Origin of the sequence: Cytobacillus mangrovibacter, from assembly GCF_042865275.1 — a bacterium.
Lineage (GTDB): Bacteria > Bacillota > Bacilli > Bacillales > Cytobacillaceae > Cytobacillus > Cytobacillus mangrovibacter.
Genome location: NZ_JBIACJ010000007.1, coordinates 150,562 through 167,182, shown reverse-complemented (window position 1 = coordinate 167,182; position 16,621 = coordinate 150,562). Strand labels below are relative to the sequence as shown.

18 protein-coding genes are annotated in these 16,621 nt (G+C 35.5%); 8 read left to right on the top strand and 10 right to left on the bottom strand.

Going from position 1 to position 16,621, the window contains the following annotated elements; translation table 11 throughout:
• Nucleotides 1-30 precede the first annotated feature (30 nt).
• Both ACFYKT_RS14290 and ACFYKT_RS14285 read right to left on the bottom strand, forming a co-directional pair.
• A complete protein-coding gene (locus ACFYKT_RS14290; RefSeq protein ID WP_389220824.1) occupies nucleotides 31-306 on the bottom strand; it encodes a hypothetical protein in 276 nt (91 codons plus the stop codon).
• Nucleotides 294-551: a CGCGG family putative rSAM-modified RiPP protein gene (locus tag ACFYKT_RS14285; protein WP_389220821.1), complete on the bottom strand. Its 258-nt coding sequence runs from the start codon at nucleotides 549-551 to the stop codon at nucleotides 294-296. The genes ACFYKT_RS14290 and ACFYKT_RS14285 overlap by 13 nt, the downstream gene beginning before the upstream one ends.
• A gap of 173 nt (nucleotides 552-724) precedes the next feature.
• Between ACFYKT_RS14285 and ACFYKT_RS14280 the strand changes: the two genes are divergently transcribed.
• From ACFYKT_RS14280 to ACFYKT_RS14270, 3 genes are all read left to right on the top strand, one after another.
• Complete coding sequence (locus ACFYKT_RS14280; protein WP_389220818.1) at nucleotides 725-1,255, top strand: RNA polymerase sigma factor; 531 nt, start codon at nucleotides 725-727, stop codon at nucleotides 1,253-1,255.
• A complete protein-coding gene (locus ACFYKT_RS14275) occupies nucleotides 1,252-2,001 on the top strand; it encodes a hypothetical protein (protein ID WP_389220816.1) in 750 nt (249 codons plus the stop codon). The genes ACFYKT_RS14280 and ACFYKT_RS14275 overlap by 4 nt, the downstream gene beginning before the upstream one ends.
• A 137-nt stretch (nucleotides 2,002-2,138) precedes the next feature.
• A complete protein-coding gene (locus tag ACFYKT_RS14270) occupies nucleotides 2,139-3,398 on the top strand; it encodes a TolB domain-containing protein (protein WP_389220813.1) in 1,260 nt (419 codons plus the stop codon).
• A 47-nt stretch (nucleotides 3,399-3,445) separates the two neighbouring features.
• Here the strand turns inward: ACFYKT_RS14270 and ACFYKT_RS14265 are convergent, their stop codons facing one another.
• From ACFYKT_RS14265 to ACFYKT_RS14245, 5 genes are all read right to left on the bottom strand, one after another.
• Nucleotides 3,446-4,144 carry an ABC transporter ATP-binding protein gene (locus ACFYKT_RS14265; RefSeq protein ID WP_389220810.1) on the bottom strand — a complete coding sequence of 233 codons (699 nt, stop codon included), beginning with the start codon at nucleotides 4,142-4,144 and terminating at the stop codon, nucleotides 3,446-3,448.
• 1 nt (nucleotide 4,145) lies between these two features.
• Nucleotides 4,146-5,102 carry an ABC transporter permease gene (locus tag ACFYKT_RS14260; protein WP_389220807.1) on the bottom strand — a complete coding sequence of 319 codons (957 nt, stop codon included), beginning with the start codon at nucleotides 5,100-5,102 and terminating at the stop codon, nucleotides 4,146-4,148.
• Nucleotides 5,103-5,139: 37 nt separating this feature from the next.
• On the bottom strand, nucleotides 5,140-5,613 hold the full coding sequence (locus ACFYKT_RS14255; protein WP_389220804.1) for a nitrous oxide reductase accessory protein NosL: 474 nt from the start codon (nucleotides 5,611-5,613) through the stop codon (nucleotides 5,140-5,142).
• Nucleotides 5,603-6,964: a NosD domain-containing protein gene (locus ACFYKT_RS14250; protein WP_389220801.1), complete on the bottom strand. Its 1,362-nt coding sequence runs from the start codon at nucleotides 6,962-6,964 to the stop codon at nucleotides 5,603-5,605. Before ACFYKT_RS14250 ends, ACFYKT_RS14255 begins: the two co-directional genes overlap by 11 nt.
• A 202-nt stretch (nucleotides 6,965-7,166) precedes the next feature.
• Nucleotides 7,167-8,228: a multicopper oxidase domain-containing protein gene (locus ACFYKT_RS14245; RefSeq protein WP_389220798.1), complete on the bottom strand. Its 1,062-nt coding sequence runs from the start codon at nucleotides 8,226-8,228 to the stop codon at nucleotides 7,167-7,169.
• A 296-nt stretch (nucleotides 8,229-8,524) separates the two neighbouring features.
• Between ACFYKT_RS14245 and ACFYKT_RS14240 the strand changes: the two genes are divergently transcribed.
• Nucleotides 8,525-9,358 carry an undecaprenyl-diphosphate phosphatase gene (locus ACFYKT_RS14240; RefSeq protein ID WP_389220795.1) on the top strand — a complete coding sequence of 278 codons (834 nt, stop codon included), beginning with the start codon at nucleotides 8,525-8,527 and terminating at the stop codon, nucleotides 9,356-9,358.
• Between the two features lie 69 nt (nucleotides 9,359-9,427).
• Here the strand turns inward: ACFYKT_RS14240 and ACFYKT_RS14235 are convergent, their stop codons facing one another.
• On the bottom strand, nucleotides 9,428-10,015 hold the full coding sequence (locus ACFYKT_RS14235) for a DUF1836 domain-containing protein (RefSeq protein WP_389220792.1): 588 nt from the start codon (nucleotides 10,013-10,015) through the stop codon (nucleotides 9,428-9,430).
• A gap of 143 nt (nucleotides 10,016-10,158) precedes the next feature.
• Between ACFYKT_RS14235 and trhA the strand changes: the two genes are divergently transcribed.
• Nucleotides 10,159-10,806 (top strand): PAQR family membrane homeostasis protein TrhA, encoded by a 648-nt coding sequence (trhA, locus tag ACFYKT_RS14230; RefSeq protein WP_389220789.1) that lies wholly within the window; start codon nucleotides 10,159-10,161, stop codon nucleotides 10,804-10,806.
• Between the two features lie 51 nt (nucleotides 10,807-10,857).
• On the opposite strand, the gene ACFYKT_RS14225 is transcribed toward trhA, so the two are convergent.
• Entirely contained in the window at nucleotides 10,858-11,115 is a 258-nt protein-coding gene (locus ACFYKT_RS14225; protein ID WP_389220786.1) for a hypothetical protein, read from the bottom strand.
• Between the two features lie 115 nt (nucleotides 11,116-11,230).
• Entirely contained in the window at nucleotides 11,231-12,604 is a 1,374-nt protein-coding gene (locus tag ACFYKT_RS14220; protein ID WP_389220784.1) for an aldehyde dehydrogenase, read from the bottom strand.
• Nucleotides 12,605-12,740: 136 nt separating this feature from the next.
• Between ACFYKT_RS14220 and ACFYKT_RS14215 the strand changes: the two genes are divergently transcribed.
• From ACFYKT_RS14215 to ACFYKT_RS14205, 3 genes are read left to right on the top strand one after another with little or no spacing between them, the layout of a single operon-like run.
• Nucleotides 12,741-14,273, top strand: coding sequence for a spore germination protein (locus ACFYKT_RS14215; protein ID WP_389220781.1), 1,533 nt, complete (start codon nucleotides 12,741-12,743; stop codon nucleotides 14,271-14,273).
• A gap of 10 nt (nucleotides 14,274-14,283) precedes the next feature.
• Entirely contained in the window at nucleotides 14,284-15,390 is a 1,107-nt protein-coding gene (locus ACFYKT_RS14210) for a GerAB/ArcD/ProY family transporter (RefSeq protein WP_389220778.1), read from the top strand.
• Entirely contained in the window at nucleotides 15,368-16,621 is a 1,254-nt protein-coding gene (locus tag ACFYKT_RS14205; RefSeq protein WP_389220775.1) for a Ger(x)C family spore germination protein, read from the top strand. Before ACFYKT_RS14210 ends, ACFYKT_RS14205 begins: the two co-directional genes overlap by 23 nt.

Sequence of the window (16,621 nt, the reverse complement as noted above, 5' to 3'; positions counted from 1 at the left end):
AGCTGGGCTACATGAATTCTAGCCCAGCTCTTACGGAAAATATAATTCTACTCGCTGTTTTCCATTAATAAATGAAAAATAATTCTTAAATTCATTTCGCTGCAAAAACTCTTTATACTCATCCAACTGCAGAGAAAAAAGTATCTTGCCAGCCTTATTGAAATACAAATGATTATCTTCTATTTGAATCGATTCAAAGACGAGTCCTTCTCTTTGTACCAATTCTTCATCTTCATAAAAGTTAATGACCACTTGCTGATTGTTAAAATGAGATAATGTTTGAAGTTGATTGATTAAAGTTTCCATACGCGTAAAACGTACCCCCCACAGCCACATTGATCAATAAATTTCATTTGAATCGACTCTCCATAAACCTCAGATAATAAAGGAACAAGATAGTCATCAGGATGACCAAATCGTTCTGATGTGACTAGATTAACGTAGTAGCCCGCAGCTGTCTCCTCCACTGCCTTCAGTCCATCCTCAATAATCAGATCAATATTATTCTCGTATTCATTATGTTCCAGATCCATTGACCAGTTTTTATCCAAACATTCTCCCCCCCAATATACACTTCTTTTTTATCATATCATAGGAAAAAAAGAAGGAGCATCCTCCTAAAAAAATTATTTATTATCCAAACTTATTTTCAAAAAGATTAAACTTTTACGCATCGCTAAAGGTAGTAATATATGAAAACACATCAAAAGAGAGGTGTAAATCATTGGATAAGAAAATGCTTAAAGGTCTTATAAAGGGGAACCCACATGACTTTAGAGAGTTTTATGATGCTTATATAGGCAGAGCTTACGGCGTAGCTGTTGGGATCGTTAAAGACCGCGAACTAGCTAAAGACGCTGTCCAAGAAACGTTTATCCGCGTTTATAAATATATAGCTGATTATGATTCTTCAAAACCTTTTGATCCTTGGTTCTATCGTATTCTACACAATGAATGTATGCGATTGTTAAAAAAAGAAGAGAAACCAAGAAGGACTGTGACACTTGAAGAAGAGTTAAGTTCGTCTTCACTATTTGATGAGCCTTTTGAAGGAACAGAGCTTATCGATGCGATTGAATCACTAAAGGAACCATACCGCATCCCTATTGTGCTGAAATACTTAGAAGGATTTAGTGAAAAAGAAATCTCATCCATCATGGATCTCAACCAAAATACGGTCAAGTCGAGATTGTTTCATGCAAGAAAAAAATTAAAACTATTTTTTGAACATCTAAATAAGGGGGATTTATCATGAAAAATGACTTTGATGCTCAAATGAAAAAAGAATTAACCTCATATACCGAAATAAGCAGCGAAGAGAAAGAAAAAATCTGGAGCAATATTGAAAAGCAGTTACCCGAAAAAACGAGATCATTAAGAACTCAAAAGCCAACGAAGAAGAAAAAAAGGCTCCTGTTATTAACCACTATGGCTGCCGCCGCTCTACTAATTATCGCTTCCCAATCAAAAATTGGGCATGCTTTAATGGATCAAGTGAAAGTAATGTTTGAACCAAAGAAGGAGATTGTTCAATCGATAGAAGGAATGGAAGAAGAAGGAACCGTCAATCTACATGAAGGTTCAGAGGCTGAATACATCATTTATATTGATGAAGAGCGTTATATATTTACTAAATCAGAAGGAATGGACAAAATCGTTGCCAAAAACCATCCTGAATCCTATCCGAGTGTGGGCATGGATATTATACAGTTTACAGATAAAGAACCTAATGCTGTTTTAGAGGAATTAAGAGCAGAATGGACGGATGGAGACTTAGATATCACTCCGATTTCCCCCATCGATTATCCATTCGATGCCTTATCATTTCGAGTAAAGAAAGGGAATGAATCAGATAGCGAGATCATTAAATATATAGCAATAAGCAACGGAAAGAAAGGAAGCTTTGTTTTCAAGCAGTATTACTTCCTTGAAGCAGAAGAAGGACATGGTGCGAGGATGAGCCATATGCTTAACAGCTTCAAAATTATTGAAAAGGAATAATCAATTGTATTTGCTTGTCACATCGTAAACGCTCCCCTTCCCTATTATGGAAGAGGAACGTTTACGTTATATTTCCATCTATCTCGATAAATAATAGGAGAGCAATATATCTAACATGCATGAAAAGAGGGATTAATATGAAAAAGTTCATCGGTTTGCTTTGCTGCTTCCTCCTGATCATACCTAGTTTAACTTATGGTGAACAAGTAAGTCGGCAGCCAATGAAAGCAGCCTTTTTCCGTGATGGCTACTTATGGACAAAAATAGATAATAAAGAGGAAAAACGCACAAAAGAACAAGCGAAACACCCCTATCCCCCCAAATGGTCCTATGATGGAAAGTGGATTCTCTATCAAAAAGAAGTTCCTTCAATGAATGATCCATCACAGGAAACGCAGTTGGAAATTTGGGTATACCATATTGAAACAAATCAGCATATAAAGGTATTTTATGATGGATGGAATCCTCAGTGGTCTCCAACTGAAAATATTGTCGCCTTTCAAAGTCGTGATGTCCTTAACATCTCTAATTTAAAAGAATTTAAAAATGTAGCACTTGGAGTAAGCAGTTATCAATGGTATCCAGACGGACATGGATTTATTGCCTCTTCCTCCGCCACTTTAAGACCGGATGGATGGACCAATCCAGTCCTTTACAATATTCCATTAGAAAAAGATTTTCAGAAAGTAAATCTAACCCAATATAAGCCACTATTCATAATTCCAAAGGAATTATCTAATGGCAATGAAAGTATCCCATCTATTAATGCGACAAACTTTGCTTTTTCCCCAGATGGAAAATGGATTTCCTTTATCGTCAGTCCGACAGCTTCTTTATCAATGGACAATGACATGGTTTGCGTTCTTACATCTGATGGAAAAAACTTTTCCGTGTTAGATGAGACCATTCTTCATATTGGTACACCTGAATGGGCCCCAAGCAAAAATTCTCTTGCCTATATTGCAGGCAGTGGAAGAATTGTCTTTGGTTTCAAAAATAAAAATTTAAAAGTAACCGAACTTCCTGCCTTTCAATCTATTCGCTTAACACCCGATAAGTATGCAGATATGTGGTTTACCTGGTTGGATAATCATTCTTTAATCGCTTCAAGAGTGCCTGAGAAAGAATGGTCAAACGATCCAATACAGCGGCCAAACCCAGCTTTATACTTAATAATGATGAATAAAGAAAAGCAAACCAAAATCACATCACCGAAGAAGGGAAAAGGTGATTACCAACCTCTCTTTAACGCTTATTCTGGTAAATTAACTTGGATTAGAAGAAGTTTAACCGAAATAGTAGGAGATTTATGGATAGCAGATCCAGACGGAAGGAATGCAGAAATTTGGATTAAGGATATTGAGGAATATTCTACTTATGAAGGGAAAGAACATTAGTAATACATAAAACTTGATTCAGCCGGAGACTCCCTATCCCCGGCTGTCTACACTGTGCTCTGTTCACTTTGATGAACAGACAAGAACACCTCTTCAAGAGATTCGCACTGATGTTCCTTATAAATACAATCAAGTGTACCGTACGACTTGACTTTCCCATTAAATAAAATCATCACTTTGTCGGCAATTTCAATGGCATCTCTCATAATATGACTGCTGACAATTACCGTTTTCTTTTGCTGCTTCAATTGCTGTATAACTTCTTTGAATTGGATAACCCAATACGGATCTAATCCATTCGTTGGCTCATCCAATATATATATATCTGTATCTGCTAAAAGGCATTGGGCTAGATTTAACCGCTGGGACATTCCCTTTGAAAATCCCCCAACCCTTACATTGCGTTTTTCCCATAAACCTACCTCTTTTAACACATGATCAATATGCTCTTTCTTCGCATCCAGGAACTTCCCATAATAATTCAATATTTCAATGGGTGTAAACTCTGGAGGGAAATTCATTTGGTCAGGCATATAAGCAAAAGCCTTCTTATGCTTTGAATGAAAAATGACTTTTCCTGTAGATGGCTTTTCAATTCCAGTCAGCATTTTTATCATCGTACTTTTCCCAGCACCATTGCCGCCGCATAATACGATGCATTCCCCTTCATTGAAAGTGAGATCGACAGGGGCTAAAGCAAGCTTCTTTTTATAACTTTTGGAGATATTCTTTAACTCTATAATCATATCAAATACCCCTTTTCTTCAGTAATTGCGTTGAGGTAGCAATCGTCAAGAATATTAGAATGGCAATTGATAAAAGAAGTGCACCCGTTAACATACCATTTTCTGCCCATTTTTCAATCATTAAAAACTCAGGGCCAAATACATATTCAGCATTTAACTTTGAAATCGACCAAACACGAATGGATTCCACTGGATTGAACAAAATCAGGAAAAATAAACTGCTGAGCTTCATTGAATAAGGAACCCAATCAATGACAGAAAAAATCACGAATTCATAGACAAATACGACTAAACTCCAGAAGAATAAAGCAAATGATAAACCCTGCATTCTTGTTTTGCTAATCGCTCCAATAAATAAAGCCGCAGCGGAAAATACAATAATCAACAGCATATTTACCGCCATAAATACGAGATAGACAGAACCTTCAAAGGATTTTCCAATCATGGATAAAATCAGTCCAAAAGATCCATATGATATACCCATAACTACAAACATTGACAGCACTAATGAATAAAACTTACTGCACATATAATGCCAATAGGATATTTGATAGGTCTTGAATAAAGAAAACCTGCCGCTCTCCTTATCAGCAATTATCGAATTGGCCCCTAATATTAAACAGATAATCGGCAAAAGCCATAAGGACAAATTAATAAGCATGGCAATTGAACGGTTGTATGCAGATTGGTTTATTTCATCTGAAGAACTTGCTACTTCTTTTTTGATTTCTTTTAATCCATACCACTCAGGATTTACTCCCATTGTTTCAATATCGGTATTTACTGATTCTAAACCAAATGTTTTCTCCACAGGATCTGATTTAATTGATTGCAAACCATACACATAAAGCAATGCTGACAAGAAAATGAATAAAATCATGAAATTTAATAGCCATTTGCTGCGCAGTAATAATTGCAGTTCATGCTTCACCATTGAAAATAAAATTCCTGGTTTCATTATACTGCCTCCTCACCGTAAGACGATTCTTCACAAATTAATGTCCGTGTTCCATTTCACCTGTTTTTAAGCTTTTCATCTCTACATTTAACAATTCTTTCTGTGAGTATAATTTCCCACCATGTTCATTCATAAATTCTGAAGCATTTTCTTCTGCTTCAAATGCAGCTATCCCATAACTCATCGGGCTATTGATTGAATGATCCTGTACAAAAGTACTTTTATCAAAATCAATCCATTCCTTCGTTTTGTAATCATGAACAAAAGCAGCTTCATATGTTGGTGCTTTTTTCTGAATGTAATCAATCATACAGCCAATATCATCAAATAATAATGGTTTTCCATTTTCTAATATCATTTGTGCTGCTGAGTTTAATTCCTGAATCCCCATATTACATGCATCACATGCATCTTCATTTTGCTTGATTTCAACTGGACCTGAGGCAGAGGATGTGCATCCTGCTAAAAGAATGATGAATATAGCCAGACTAATAAGGATTTTAAACTTCACGTCTTTCCCTCCCCAACTTGATTAAGATAAACAGACTCCCTGCTAGGATGATTAGAAAACACAAAATCTGAATTACATCAAAAGTAGGATTTTCTAGAATACCGGTCTTTGTTTCCCCCTTGCTCCAATGAACAGGCGCAGGTTTAACAAGTGGTACCTCATCAATTACAAAGGATTGTGTCGGCATTGGTGTATATTGTTCGATCTTGTTCCATAGCTCTACAGCAGGTGATTGATAAAAAATATTCAAGTAAGGTTCCTCACTTGTCATATTATAAAAAACATCCCCACTCTTATAGGCGAAATCAACAAGATCGTCATTGTTTAAGTTAAGTGAGCCATGATCATCAAAGTAATTTCCATAATTATCTCGACTAAACAAGTTTTTATTGTCTTTATCAGAAATAATCTGTCTTGTATTGTGATAAAAGTTGTTTAGATAGATGGTATTATCATCCGAAGTAGAACCTAATTCCATTCCGACATTATTTCCTAAAAAAGTGTTAAATTCAAAGGTATTTCGCTTCGCATTTTCTATAACGATTCCTTTAAAATTCGCCTTCATAATATTAGAGGAAATTTTCGAATCAAATGTATCAAAAATAAATATTCCAGCTCCATCAATCTTCGTATTCAAGTAGAATACATTTTCAATAATTGAAATTTCATTGCTTTGCATGATCATCATTCCATTCACACTTTCACGAACCTCATTCTGTGCAATGAGTACCGTTTTAGAATCCATCGTGTGAACGCCGTATCTTGTTCGAATCATTTGATTGCTTCTTACTTCACAGTAATTAGAATAAGAAACATAAATACCATCCTGTGTATCGTAAATAAAGTTATGATTCACTATAGAGTTCGGTGCTTTTACTAAATAAATACCAAAGCCATTATGTTTATGATCTTCGTTAAAACTTGTAATGACATTGTTTTCTATGCGATGACCATAACTATCCTTTGCATAAATGCCATGAAAAACATTCTTGAGAATTGTTTGATGAATAGATGCTCGATTCCCCTTCACATATATCCCTGCATTTTGGGAACCGCTTCCTTCAATTTGCAGCCCTTCAACCGTTACATCATCTGCTTCTATCGTTAGAACATTGCCACTTTCAGGTCCGAGAAGGACAACCCCCTCTTCCCCAATTAAATGAACGGGATGATTAATAGTGAAGGTACCAGCGTATTCTCCTCGCTTTAATTGAATAACCGTAAGCTCTTCATTACTTGCAAGTGCCTCCTGCAGCTCCTCACTGTTCGTTACAGTTCGCTCTTCTCCGTATGCCTTTCCGGTAAAAACAACCAAAAACAGCACGAGAAATAATCCGATTTTCTTATACATGTGAGCTTCACCTGCCCTACACACATTTCCACCAATGTTGCGGAATTATTTTAAGAACTTCCAAAAGGACAGTTGTCCCCGTTTGAGCAATTTTTTCAAAAAGGGAAATAAACTGTCCTAATTTTGTCAAAAAGGGTTCACATTTTCATTTGTTTTATATATAATATGGTTGTGTTGTTTTTCGTATTTATATATTTATTTATTAATGGCTCATTGTAGCCTTGCCGTCATCTTCTCCAGTTGCAGTCACCTTTAAGATAGCGACGGCTCCTTTTTGTACATGATTGAACTGATGTGTTAGAATTGAATAGCTGCCTTCACGTGTAACAGTAAATTCAACAACTGCTCCACCACTAGCTGGTAGCATAACTGTTTGTAATCCTTTCATATGATTATATGGATTACCATCAAGATAAACATCATCGAATACTGTACCAACTACGTGGAATGAGCTTACTTCATTCGGTCCAACGTTATTTACATAAATTCTGACTTTGTCGCCGACTTTAGCTAATAATGGTTCATCTTTAAGACTAAATGTATCGCCATTTGTGTTTCTGTCGCCTTCTTTCAATGCTTTCGTTGACATTACCACATGACTAGGCACACCATTTGTGAAGTCTTCTAAATCATTGTACTTGTACCATTCGTTTTGTACGATAACAAATTCTTTATCAATATCGCCATCTGTTGGATAGCCAGCTTTTGGTTTAACAATAATTGTTCCGTGCATTCCATTCGCAATATGAGAAAGTACTGGAGCTGTTCCACAGTGATACATAAAGACACCTGGGTTATTTGCTGGATAGCTGAATGTACCTGTTTCATTTGGTTCTACGTTAGTGAAATCCTTTGATGGTGATGCATGTACAGCATGAAAGTCCATACTATGTGGAATTGCTGGATCCATATTCTTAAGTGTGAAATTAATAGTGTCTCCTTCATTCACCACTACGACTGGTCCTGGAGCTTCACCATTGAATGTCCATGCTTTATACATATTGCCTTTAGCAATTTCAATGTCTGTAATCTGAGAAGTCATTTCTACGTTTACTTCTTTTGGACCAACTCGTTCAATTTTTAGTGGCGTTGGCTCTTGATTCAATCCTTGATGGGGCTTAATTACCTCTACCTCGCTTTTCTCTGCTGCTAATACCTTTTGTTCTGGTTCTTTTACTTTCCCAGAATCTGCCTGTTGGTTACATCCTGTTAATAATCCAATACCTAGAGCTGAAGTAAGAAGAATCTTTACACCTTTGTTCATCTTTATTTCCCCCTTATTTTTGTTTGCCTTCCATACTTTTATAATAATGTCATTCGACATTCATATAGGTGATATATCTCACATACGTTCACGAGAATGTGAAGAGTTTGTGAAGTGATATACACCACTTTTGATCTATGCTAAATTTCGAACAAAATGGGACAAGAAATGTTATAATATCAGTCGTAAAGAAATTTTTACTACTCTACTAAGAAAGTGTACAGCACCTAAAGCAGGAGATTTCTCAACACGAGAATACATACATTTTCTTAACTTTTCAAAAAGGAGATTTATTAATGGATTTCATCATGATCATTAAAGCAATCATATTAGGACTTGTTGAAGGATTAACTGAGTTCGCCCCTGTATCTTCAACAGGACATATGATCATTGTCGATGATATGTGGCTACATTCGAAAGAATTTCTGTCACAATCGACTGCTAATACCTTTAAGGTAGTCATTCAATTAGGTTCGATCTTAGCCGTTGTCATTGTATTTAAGGATCGCTTCATTGATATGCTTGGTCTTGGCCGCTTCAGAAGCAAAGGTTCAACAAACAATGGAAGCAGATTGAAACTTTCTCAAGTAATTGTTGGCTTAATTCCAGCAGGAGTCCTTGGCGTCTTGTTTGAGGATTATATTGATGAACATTTATTTTCAACAGAGACAGTCTTAATTGGACTTGTTATCGGGGCATTCTTTATGATCTTCGCCGACTTCTTCGGCGGGAAAAAGCCAAAAGTTGATTCAGTAGATCAAATCACTTATAAGCAAGCCTTTTCAATTGGATTAATTCAATGTTTTTCCCTTTGGCCAGGGTTTTCTCGTTCAGGGTCAACCATCTCTGGAGGTGTACTGCTCGGACTAAGCCATCGTGCGGCAGCTGATTTTACATTCATTATGGCTGTGCCGATTATGGCGGGAGCAAGCTTTCTGTCTTTATTGAAAAACTGGCAGTACTTTACAGTAGATGCATTGCCTTTCTTCATTGCAGGTTTTATTAGTGCATTTGTATTTGCGCTTATTTCCATCCGTTTCTTCCTAAAATTAATTAACAAAATCAAACTCGTTCCATTTGCCATTTATCGCATTGTTCTGGCATTAGTGATTTTTATTATCTTCTTTTAGGACAAAAAGCTGGGCTACCCAATTTTCAGGTTGCCCAGCTTTATTTTTATATTGGAATGCTCCAATCTATCATTTCTCTTTTTTCTTTTGACCTAAATTTAGTTCATCAACAAGCTTTTCAGCTGCTCTTCGATAAAAATTACTCATATTCGCTAATGAAGAGATCATTAGAATTTGTTCAAGTTCCTTCTTGTCTGAATCTTCAAGTCTTTCAATTTCCTCTTCTACATCTTTTGAGATTGCATTAATATCCTCGTTGAACCGTTTGATATTCTTATTCACTACATGCAGATAACTCTCGTAAAAGTGCTCCAATTCAAAATGATCCATACTTGCTTTCTCATTAATTTTGAAAAGAGAATCTTTAATATCATTAATAGAAAGAGCTCCTTTTAATTGATAAATGAGGCTGATTAATATGAGATGCTCTTTCGAATATTTTTTATTTTTTATTGGAAAAAACAGCTTTCCTTTCGCATAATTGTTAATCATAGTCTTTGTTAACACTTTTTCTTCATCATTACGCTTGGCACTGCTATATGTGTTTTCAAATAGCTGGATCACTTGATCCATGTACAAATCAATTTGCGGGATATCTTCCAATGTCAATTGACTTTCTAACCCAAGCTTATCTAGTATTTGCTGTATATTCTCCATGCACATAACCTCTACTCGTTTATTCAATAATTTAAGTTTACTTAAAAAAATCCATTATGTAAATGTTGACTACATAACAGAATGGTTATATTATTATAAGTAGTTATCAAAACTACATTAGATGATATTAGGGGGATTTACTTATGACTTCTTATATTCGCGAGCCTATTAACGGGCTGACCCATCTTGCTGGAGCCATTCTTTCTTTCATTGGCTTACTAGCCATGGTCGTAAAAGCTGCAATGACAACTTCATCAGCTCTGGTTATTACAGCAGTCATTATTTTTGGCATCAGCATGATTCTTCTTTACTCCGCATCTGCTACTTATCATATGGTTATTGCTAAAGACAAGGTAATTGCCTTTTTAAGAAGGCTTGACCATTCAATGATTTTTATTTTAATTGCCGGGTCTTATACCCCTTACTGTTTAATCACCTTAAATGGGGTCACTGGGTGGCTCTTATTCGGGATCGTTACGACAGTTGCTATTTCTGGTATTCTTTTCAAAATGATTTGGTTTAATTGCCCAAGATGGCTTTCCACTATTTTATATATCGCAATGGGCTGGATCATTATTTTCGCCTTTTCACCGCTTTCAGAGACATTAAGCTCTACTGGCCTCTTCTTGTTAATTTTCGGTGGTATCCTCTACACTATTGGTGGAGCTATTTATGCCGTTAAGCCAAAATTTCTCGAATTTAAGCATTTTGGATTCCATGAAATTTTCCATATATTTATTCTGCTCGGCAGCTTGTCACATTTTCTAAGTGTCTATCTATATGTTTTATAAAAAAATGGGAGCCGTTTTTGCAGAAAAGATGCAAACGGCTCCCATTTTTTATTAGCTCATATTAAATAATGCAGCAAATATAAATGCAAAAAATAAAATAATGATAATGACGATTATGATATACAAAGCAACTATGATCCATCCTAACACTTTTCTGTCAGTAACAATTAGGTAGATCCCAAGTCCTAATAAGCCTAGTATAAAACCAAGAATTCCCCATAATACAGGGCTTTTATTATGTTTTGGCGCATCAATTACTAAATAGATGGTTACTGCGATGCTAATAAGTAGGCCAAATGAAAATTCCACATAAATCCCTCCTCTTTGTCGATTGAATTCTTTTTGAAGAATGAGTCCACTGTTTAATAGTATACTTTTTTAATCTAAATATTACTTATTATTTCTACTCAAAGGACTCATAACCTTAGTTTATCACTTTCTTAATGAACTTTAGTCCATTTTTCATCGTCGGGTATCTAAATGGCAGGTCAAACTTCGTTGTTTGCTTTAATATGCTCTTTTCATGTGAAAATACCTCGAAGCTCCCCTTTCCATGGTATGCACCGATTCCACTTTCGCCCACTCCACCGAATGGAAGGTATGGTGAACTTAAATGATAGACCGTGTCATTTATACAGCCGCCGCCAAATGAAATATCATTTAATACCTTTTTCTGTGTCATCTCATTCTCTGAGAATAGATACAGTGCTAGCGGTTTTGGACGTTTATTAATTTCACTAACTACTTCTTTAAGATCATCATATTCCATAACAGGCAAAATCGGCCCAAAAATCTCCTCTTTCATTACAGCATCTTCCCATTTGATGTTTTCTATGATTGTCGGTTCTATGGTCAGTTTGGATAAATCATGCTTTCCACCAAATAAGCTGTTACCATTCGAAAGGAAGGACACAAGCCGATTGAAATGTTTTTCACTCACAATTTTTGTAAATTGTCCTGATTTAATGACATCCTCACCGTAGAGCTCCAGAATGGTTTCTTTCAATACAAGTAGAAACTTCTCCTTTATATGAGTATGTACGTATAAGTAATCAGGCGCTACACATGTTTGCCCTGCATTCGTAAACTTCCCCCAAGCAATCCTTTTGGCAGCTAATTTCAAATTGGCATCCTCATGGACAATACATGGACTTTTTCCGCCTAATTCAAGTGTAACAGGGGTTAAAGTTTTAGCAGCTGCCTCCATAATGACTTTTCCAACAGCAACACTGCCCGTAAAGAAAATATAATCAAATTTCTCATTTAACAAAGCAGTACTTGCTTCTACTCCACCTTCCACAACTGCAATATACTCTTCAGGGAAATTTTTACTAACTAACTCTTGTAATACCTCAGAGGTACGCGGTGTCAACTCAGATGGTTTCAAAATCGCACAATTTCCAGCGGCAATTGCACCAACTAACGGGGCAATTGCTAATTGAAACGGATAATTCCATGGAGAAATGACAAGTGCAATCCCATATGGTTCTGGATAAATATAGCTTTTCGAACCTAATGTGGCCATAGAGGACTTTACCCTTCTCGGCTTAGCCCAATTCCTTAAATGCTTTAATGTAAATTTAATTTCCTCAAGCACGATCCCTATTTCAGTTAAATACGCATCAAACTCACTTTTATTCAAATCCTCCTTCAGTGCCTTCATTAATTCTGCTTCATTTGTCTGAATGATCTTTCTTAATAATTCAAGTGTGTCTATTCGAAATTGTACGTCCTTCGTTTTCCCTTGTAAGAAGAAATCTCTCTGCCTCTGAACCAATTCACCATAATTATTCCCCACTAACGCAGCCTCCGTTTAATCATCATTTTGTATTTACTCAATTTTACCATCATCCATATGTTATTTATATTCATCTGTTTCCTTATTACATAACTTTTCATTCAAGTGGAATACTTAAAAATGGGAGGGATAGAAAATGATAGGCGATTTTTTTAGAAAAGCACTTAAAAAAAAGAAAAAAACAAATCCGTTTCAGGAATATTCTAATTCAAAAGAAATTCAGATGAAAGCTCAGTTAATTGATGCTGATTTAGAAAAAACAATTACGCTTTTCAAACAACTCTATTCCTTTCCAGAAAATACAGATGTGAAATTCCGGACATTTCAAATTGCTGGATTGAATAAGACGGCCTGCCTCCTAACAATTAATACAATAACAGATATAAACATTATAGAAGAATTTGTCCTAACCCCATTGCTTACCAATATGAACCGCTCAATTGAAATTGAAGATCTTCTGGCCGTTCAATCACTTTCAACTGTTTCAATTATTAAAGAGGTGGTTGCGGAAATTAACATTGGCAATGCCATCTTATTTATAGAAGGCTATTCAAAAGCATTTAGCATTAGTGCAACTAATTTCCAAGGAAGGGATGTAAATTCTGCGGAAAATGAGGTAACCCTGAAAGGTCCCAAAGAAGCCTTTACAGAAAAAGCCTCAACCAATATTTCTTTAATTAGAAAGAGAATAAAAAATGAGAATCTTATTGTAGAATCTACAACCATATCCAAAAGATCCAACAATCAACTATATATCATTTATATGAAAGATATAGCTAACGAGAAGCTTTTAGGAAACATTAAAAATCGTATTAATGCACTTAATGTAGATGCTATTCAAAATCTTTCCTTATTAGAGCAGCATATTGAAGAAAGACAGTTATCACTTTTTCCTACTATTTTAAATACGGAGAGGCCAGATCGAGCAACATCCTTTATTGAAGATGGATATATTGTACTGATAATGGATAATTCTCCAGATTGTCTCGTATTACCTGCAACCTTTTGGTCATTCTTCCACATATCTGAAGATCATTATTTACGATATATATATGGGAACTTTACAAGAGCATTACGAATGGTCGCCATTTTCATAACCTTATTTATATCATCCATCTATGTAGGAATTACAAACTATCATTCAGAAATGATTCCTCCAGATTTATTACTGGCCATATCAGGGACAAGAGAAAAGGTCCCCTTTCCAGCTTTGATTGAAGTAATCATGATGGAATTTGCATTTGGACTTATTCGAGAAGGCGGTTTACGAGTCCCCACTCCCGTTGGACCAACGATTGGAATCGTTGGGGCATTAATTCTAGGGCAAGCGGCTGTTCAAGCAAATATCGTCAGCCCGATTGTTGTTATTGTTGTTGCACTAGGCGGAGTATGCTCCTTTTTAGTATCGGATATTAATCTGAATTTTTCTATTCGGATTATACGATTCTTTTTTATTCTCTCATCAGGATTATTTGGCTTTTTTGGCATGACCGCTTTGTTTGTTGCTGGACTCTTTTATATGGTTTCTTTAAAATCGTTTGGCGTACCTTATTTAGCACCCATGACACCTAGGTATGCTTCATCTAAAGATACCTTATTTAGAAGAACTCTAAAGAATGAAATATTTCGCCCAGGTTATGTAAAACCAAAAGATATGAAAAAGACTTAGGAGAATGCAGATGTTAGAACCGAAGGGGAAAATTGGCGTTAGGGAATTCATTGCCATTATTATTCTATGTGTTGGAACGAAGCTCAGCGATGACACGCCTGTTTTCCTATACACACATATGAAGAGTGCTGCATGGATGGCGCCGTTTATCATTGGTGCAATCTCCTGTATACCTATATATCTAATCATTAAAGTCTTGTCAGCCTATAATAATAAAAATTTAGCAGACATCATCAGTCATTTATTTGGGAAACTATTTGGTTTTATCATTTTGCTTTGTTTATGGATCATTTCATTTACAGCTCTCTCATTTGATTCAGCTATATATGCAGATATCATTTCAATGATGTATTTCCCTAAAACACCGATGCTGATTATCTACTCACTCTTATTAGTTGTCTGTGCCTATGGAGCAAAAAAAGGATTAGAACAAATTGGTTCTGTTGCATGGTCTGTCTTACTGTGGATCAAGCTCTCTCTTCTTATTGTCGTGGTTATTTGTTTCTTTCAGGGACAAACAGCCTTTTTATTCCCCTTTTTTGGAGCCGGAAAATGGGAAGTCGTTAAAGAAAGCTCACTACGAACATCTATCTATTCAGATTTTCTTTATTTAGGATTCATTTTTCCCTATTTAAAAAGCAAAGGTGATTTCAAAAAGGGAAACTGGATTGCATTAAGTATCATTACTATTGAGCTCTCATTTGCTATTGCTAGCTTTCTTATGTTATTTGACTTTGCAGGGGTAAGAGTGATGAATTTCCCTTATCATGAAACCATCCGCTACATTAGCCTTGGGTTCCTTACCAATATCGAAACCTTTTTCTTTCCATTTTGGCTGCTAGCCACATTTGTAAGATTTACATTTTATTTATATATAAATTCACTTCTCTTTGGAAATATGTTTAAAATAAAAAACTTTGAGTACTTGATCCCTTCAATGGCCATATTATGTGTCTTCATTGGAATGATACCCGAGACACCTACATTCACTATTTTCAATATAAGGGAACAATTAATACTTATTAGTACACCTGTATTTATTTTTCTCCCTTGTTTATTATGGATTGCCGCCAAAATTAAAGGAGATTTAATGAATGAAAAAGCAAAAGACTCTTAACAAAATCATTTGTTTATTATTCTTATTATTCTCTTTAGGAGGATGCTGGGATCAAAAAGAAATAGATAAACGAGCATATGTCATAGCACTTGGAATGGATAAAGGGGAAAAAGATAGTATTATCCTTACTTATTTAATTGCCAATCCTGAATACGGGGTGCAGCAACAAGGAGGTTCAACTAACGAACCGCCACATGAAATCATCTCAATCGAATCTGCTGATTTCGTATCCTCCGCCAATAAGGCTAATGCAGTTGTTGCTAAAGAAATTTCTTATGATTTATTAAGAAATTTTATTATTTCGGAAAAACTCGCTAAGGAAAAAGACTTTATTAGATGGATGTATGATGCAACGAAGGAAAGAGAAATAAGAAGAGATTCTTATTTTATTATTTCGAAAGAGGATGCGAGTACATACATTGAACAAAACCAGCCGAAACTTGAAACAAGAGCACAAAAGTATTTTGACCTGATCATTACGCGTGGAATTGAAACCGCATCGATCCCAAAAGCGGATATTCATAGATATCTTAGAATAACTGAAGCTGATTCTGATCTTTTTTTGGGAATATACAGCACAACTGAGCATGAGTCAAAATCACGAGATAGTACAGAAGGGGACGAAATTCTTGCCGGTCAATTGCAGACTGAAGGACTAACAAATAAAACTCAATTTATTGGTTCGGCTATTTTTAAAGAAGGAATCATGATTGATACATTAACAGCCGAAGAAACTAGAATCGCGATTCTCCTTAGTGTTGCCATAAAAGCACCAGAAATCGTAACCACTTTTCCCGATCCATTTAATAAAAGATATAAAGTTACAGCTAAAATTTCGCAATTGAAAAAGATCAAAGTTCAGATGAATTTGAAAAAAGGAGCATCAACCATTAATGTCATCCTTCCGCTTCATATTGATATTTTGTCAGATTATAGTATGGTTAAATATGCAAGTGATATTAACAAAAGAAATGAATTAAAAAAACATCTTATAGAAAGATTCGAACAAAAAATGAGAAGTTTCATTAAGAAGACACAGGAAGAATACAAAGGGGAACCCTTTGGCTGGTCATTAGTCGCTAGAAAAAAATTTGCAACCCTGCCCGAATATGAAAAATTCAATTGGATGAAATCATATCCAGATATGGATGTGAAACTTTCGGTTGATATTGAATTTGGTGAATTTGGAAGGCAAAGCAGAATACCGAATCTAGATAAAATGAGGGATTAA

Bases quoted from the DNA above. Each gene is read 5' to 3' on its own strand.
- ACFYKT_RS14275 (WP_389220816.1), top strand. From the start codon at position 1,252: ATGAAAAATGACTTTGATGCTCAAATGAAAAAAGAATTAACCTCATAT.
- ACFYKT_RS14210 (WP_389220778.1), top strand. From the start codon at position 14,284: ATGTTAGAACCGAAGGGGAAAATTGGCGTTAGGGAATTCATTGCCATT.
- ACFYKT_RS14235 (WP_389220792.1), bottom strand. From the start codon at position 10,015: ATGGAGAATATACAGCAAATACTAGATAAGCTTGGGTTAGAAAGTCAA.
- ACFYKT_RS14260 (WP_389220807.1), bottom strand. From the start codon at position 5,102: ATGAAACCAGGAATTTTATTTTCAATGGTGAAGCATGAACTGCAATTA.
- ACFYKT_RS14290 (WP_389220824.1), bottom strand. From the start codon at position 306: ATGGAAACTTTAATCAATCAACTTCAAACATTATCTCATTTTAACAAT.
- trhA (WP_389220789.1), top strand. From the start codon at position 10,159: ATGACTTCTTATATTCGCGAGCCTATTAACGGGCTGACCCATCTTGCT.
- ACFYKT_RS14245 (WP_389220798.1), bottom strand. From the start codon at position 8,228: ATGAACAAAGGTGTAAAGATTCTTCTTACTTCAGCTCTAGGTATTGGA.
- ACFYKT_RS14240 (WP_389220795.1), top strand. From the start codon at position 8,525: ATGGATTTCATCATGATCATTAAAGCAATCATATTAGGACTTGTTGAA.
- ACFYKT_RS14215 (WP_389220781.1), top strand. From the start codon at position 12,741: ATGATAGGCGATTTTTTTAGAAAAGCACTTAAAAAAAAGAAAAAAACA.
- ACFYKT_RS14265 (WP_389220810.1), bottom strand. From the start codon at position 4,144: ATGATTATAGAGTTAAAGAATATCTCCAAAAGTTATAAAAAGAAGCTT.
- ACFYKT_RS14250 (WP_389220801.1), bottom strand. From the start codon at position 6,964: ATGTATAAGAAAATCGGATTATTTCTCGTGCTGTTTTTGGTTGTTTTT.
- ACFYKT_RS14205 (WP_389220775.1), top strand. From the start codon at position 15,368: ATGAAAAAGCAAAAGACTCTTAACAAAATCATTTGTTTATTATTCTTA.
- ACFYKT_RS14270 (WP_389220813.1), top strand. From the start codon at position 2,139: ATGAAAAAGTTCATCGGTTTGCTTTGCTGCTTCCTCCTGATCATACCT.